Here is a 4,181-nt window from a genome sequence, read left to right on the forward strand (position 1 = left end):
CATGGTTTATGAGATGAGAATCCAGAATAAGTACTGTTATCCCACTGCATGGGAGTTCTAGCATTATCTCTTGAAGTATTAGATAAAATATTTAAAATTTTATTAGGAGACAGCCCTTTTTTAAAGTAATCTTTAGCTTCATTGATACTTCTAATATCTTGAAAATCATCAAGAGAAGAAAAAATACTATTTGTCATTCCAATCTCTTGTCCTTGGTATATAAAAGGTGTTCCTTTTTGCATAAAGTAAGCAAGAGCAAAAGATTTTGCTGATTCGCTCCAGTAATCTTTATCATTCCCCCAAGTAGATGTACTTCTTGGGATATCATGATTTTCAATAAAAAGAGCATTCCAGCCTTTTTTAGCAAGAATATTTTGCCATTTATTAGATATATCTTTATATTTTTTAGGAGAGAAAGATATATTTTTCTCGAAACTCCATAAATTTAAATGTTCAAATTGAAAGATCATATTAAATCGACCATCTCTTTCATCCACCCATTTATAAATATCTTTAAGACCAACGCCATTAGCTTCTCCAACAGTTACAATATTATACTTATCAAAAGTATTTTTTTTAAGTTCTTTTAAAAAGGAGTGTATTCCATAAACGTTAGTAAATTTATTAAAAGCAGGGATATAAGTATTATCTGTTTTATTTGGCATATTAGGGAGATTTTTACGTTTTTTAATATGAGTAATAGCATCAACTCTAAATCCATCGATTCCTTTGTCTAACCACCAATTAATCATTTTATAAAGAGCCTTTCGAACTTCTTTATTTTCCCAGTTTAAGTCTGGTTGTTTTTTAGAAAATAGATGTAAATAATACTCTTTTGTTAAAGATTCTTTTTCCCATGCTGATCCTTTAAAAATACTTTCCCAATTATTAGGTTTTTTAGACCAGATATACCAATCTCTTTTGTCGTTATTTAAAGAGGACTTAGATTCTATAAACCAAGGATGTTCATCACTAGTATGATTAATAACAAGATCAATAATAATTTTAATATTAAAACTATGAGCTTTTTTTAAAAGAGCATGAAAGTCTCTCATAGTTCCAAACTCTTTAGAAATTTTAAAATAATTACTAATATCATATCCATTATCATCATTTGGACTTTCATAAAAAGGTGATATCCAAAGAAGATTTACACCTAAACCTTTTAAATAATCAAGTTTTTTTATAACACCTTTTAAATCTCCGATTCCGTCATTATTTGAGTCGTAAAAACTTCTAAGGTAAATTTGATAACCAATACATTCTTTCCACCACATAGATACACTCCTTTAAAAAATTAGTTTATGAAAGTGCTTTCTTTTAAGTATTTTTCATCATTTCCAGCTATGAAAATAATTGAGTTGTTAGAAAGAAGATCAATGACTTCTGTGGATAATTCTGAAGGAATTGCAGGGCAACCTAAACTTCTACCTAAAAATCCAATTTGATCAATATATTTTTTAGTAGCATATTCAGCACCGTGAATAACAATATTTCTTTTATAAGCATTTGAATTAAATTTATTCTCTAGACCTTTAAGTCTTAGAGAGTATCCATATTCACCTTTGTAAGGTTTTGAATCAGTTATAAAAAATCCAAGAGAACTTTGGAAAGAGTTTAAAGTATTAGAAAACATAATAGGAATAACTTTACCACTATTTTTACCATGAGTTACATATGTATAATAAAGAAGTTTTTTATTTTTTAAATCAATAACTGAAAATCTTGGTTTTGTAGAAGGTTTTGTAAAATCAATAATTGTTAAAAATTGATAATTATTATCTTTTAATTTATAGGTTCCTTTCATAGCATTTTTAAAAACAGAATATTCCATTTTATTTTCTAAATGTAATTTTTTATATAAAGATGAAGTAAAAGAAAAAGATAATGAATAAAATAAAATAAAAAAGGACAAAATAAATTTAAACATAATACCTCCAAAAATAAATAAGAATGTAGTTTGATTATAACAAAAATGATGGGTATTTAAAATAAAAAAATAAATTAATATTATTTGTAAGGATTGTTAATAAAAAAATAGTAGAGTATAATAGAGATCATATTTAAAATAAGGAGGATCATTAATGGGAAAGTATAAAAAAATAATTTTTGGAATATGTGTGGTTTTATTAGGTTTTATACTTTATAAAACAGGAATACTTGAAACTATAAGTGATAGAGAAAAAATAACACTTTTCATTAATAAAATGGGGAATTATGGACCATTAGTATATATCGTAATATATATGCTTGTTACAATAACGTGTATATCAACTCTTCCATTGACACTGGTGGGTGGACTCTTATTTGGAGGAATAAAAGGTGTTTTATATACAGCTATTGGAGCAGGATTTGGATTAGCTTTAGCATTTATAATTTCAAGATATATTGCAAGAGAATATATTGAGAAAAAATTTGGGAATACTGAGGCTTTTAAAAAAATAAATGCAGGTGTAGAAAAAGAGGGTTGGTTTATATTAGCTACTACAAGATTAATACCTATATTTCCTTTTGGAATACAAAATTATATATATGGATTAACTTCAATGAGCTTTATAAAATATACAATACTTTCAGTGATATTTATATTACCAGGTACATCTGTTTATGTTCTACTTGCAGGAGCTGTTGCTTCTGGAGATAAAGAAAAAGCATTGAAAATGTCACTTTTAGCTTCATTAATATTTTTTTTAATAACAATAGTTACAAAACTAATATCAAAAAAAAGAAAATAAATTATAAATGGGGGAGATAAATGTTAAAAAACTTTATAAGTTACTATAAACCATACAAAAAATTATTTGTATTAGATTTATTAGTAGCTTCAGTATCAGCAGCATGTGATCTTTTTTATCCGATGTTAACAAGGAAAATTGTAAATGAAACTATTCCAAATCAAGAATTAAGAATGATTGCAACTTTTTCAATTGTGTTACTGATTATCTATCTAGTAAAAATGATGTGTGCATATTTTATGCAATATTGGGGTCATGTAGTTGGAGTTAGAATGCAAGGAGATATGAGAAAAGATATTTATAAACACTTACAAAATTTGCCAGTTAAATATTTTGATAATAATCAAACTGGAAGTATTATGTCAAGAATTGTAAATGATTTAATGGATATATCAGAACTAGCTCATCATGGACCAGAGGATCTTTTCATATCTATAATAATGATAATTGGATCTTTTATTCTTTTATCAAATATAAATTTAAAATTAACATTAATAATTTTTTCAGTACTTTTTATACTTATAATTTTTGCTATTTTTAAAAGAAAAAAAATGCAAGCGGCTTTTTTAAAAACTAGAGAAAAAACTAGTGTAATAAATGCAAATTTGCAAAATAGCATAACTGGAATTAGAGTATCAAAAGCTTTTGTAACTAAGGATACAGAACTTGAAAAATTTGAAAAAAGTAATATTGAATTTAAAAGTGCAAGGGAAAAAGCATATAAAGTGATGGCTCAATATATGGCAGGAGTAGGATTTTTTACAGATATGCTCGACTATGTTGTACTTATATTTGGAGGACTTTTTACCTATCGGGGAGAGATAAATATAGGAGATTTATTGGCGTATTTTTTATACACTAAAGCTTGTGCTCAACCGATAAAAAGATTAATTGGATTTGTAGAGCAATATCAAAATGGAATGACTGGTTTTTATAGATTTATGGAAGTAATAAAGGTTGAAGAGGAAAAAAATAAAGAAAATAGTAAAAATTTAGAAAAAGTTATAGGTGAAATTGAATTTAAAAATGTATTTTTTAAACATGAAGATAAGGTAATACTAAAAGATTTAAATTTAAAAATAGAAAGCGGAAAAATGGTAGCTTTAGTTGGTCCATCAGGTGGTGGGAAAACGACACTGTGTAATTTAATTCCAAGATTTTATGATGTAACATCTGGAGATATACTAATTGATGGTAAAAGTATATATAATGTAAAATTAGATTCTCTACGAGAGAATATAGGAATAGTTCAACAAGATGTATTTTTATTTACAGGAACAGTAAAAGAGAATATTATAATAGGGAATTTAAAAGCAACAGATGAGGAAATAATAGAAGCAGCTAAAAAAGCTAATATACATGATATTATAATGGATCTGCCTGAAGGGTATAATACAGAGGTTGGAGAGAGAGGAGTAAGACTCTCTGGAGGACAAAAGCAAAGAA

General features: G+C 26.4%; 4 protein-coding genes. 2 read left to right on the top strand and 2 right to left on the bottom strand.

Annotated features, from left to right (window positions below; translation table 11 throughout):
* On the bottom strand, nt 1-1,277 hold a 1,277-nt coding region (locus Q0V09_RS08495), incomplete at its 3' end, for an alpha-glucosidase (RefSeq protein WP_297488522.1).
* A 20-nt stretch (nt 1,278-1,297) separates the two neighbouring features.
* Complete coding sequence (locus Q0V09_RS08500) at nt 1,298-1,930, bottom strand: murein L,D-transpeptidase catalytic domain family protein (protein WP_297408041.1); 633 nt, start codon at nt 1,928-1,930, stop codon at nt 1,298-1,300.
* Nucleotides 1,931-2,084: 154 nt separating this feature from the next.
* Here Q0V09_RS08500 and Q0V09_RS08505 point away from each other — a divergent pair, with 154 nt between their 5' ends.
* Together Q0V09_RS08505 and Q0V09_RS08510 are read left to right on the top strand one after the other, a co-directional pair.
* Nucleotides 2,085-2,735 (top strand): TVP38/TMEM64 family protein, encoded by a 651-nt coding sequence (locus Q0V09_RS08505; protein ID WP_297488525.1) that lies wholly within the window; start codon nt 2,085-2,087, stop codon nt 2,733-2,735.
* Nucleotides 2,736-2,755: 20 nt separating this feature from the next.
* On the top strand, nt 2,756-4,181 hold a 1,426-nt coding region (locus tag Q0V09_RS08510; RefSeq protein ID WP_297488528.1), incomplete at its 3' end, for an ABC transporter ATP-binding protein.

Source organism: uncultured Cetobacterium sp. (assembly GCF_947039425.1).
Lineage (GTDB): Bacteria > Fusobacteriota > Fusobacteriia > Fusobacteriales > Fusobacteriaceae > Cetobacterium_A.

Bases quoted from the DNA above. Each gene is read 5' to 3' on its own strand.
- Q0V09_RS08500 (WP_297408041.1), bottom strand. From the start codon at position 1,930: ATGTTTAAATTTATTTTGTCCTTTTTTATTTTATTTTATTCATTATCT.
- Q0V09_RS08505 (WP_297488525.1), top strand. From the start codon at position 2,085: ATGGGAAAGTATAAAAAAATAATTTTTGGAATATGTGTGGTTTTATTA.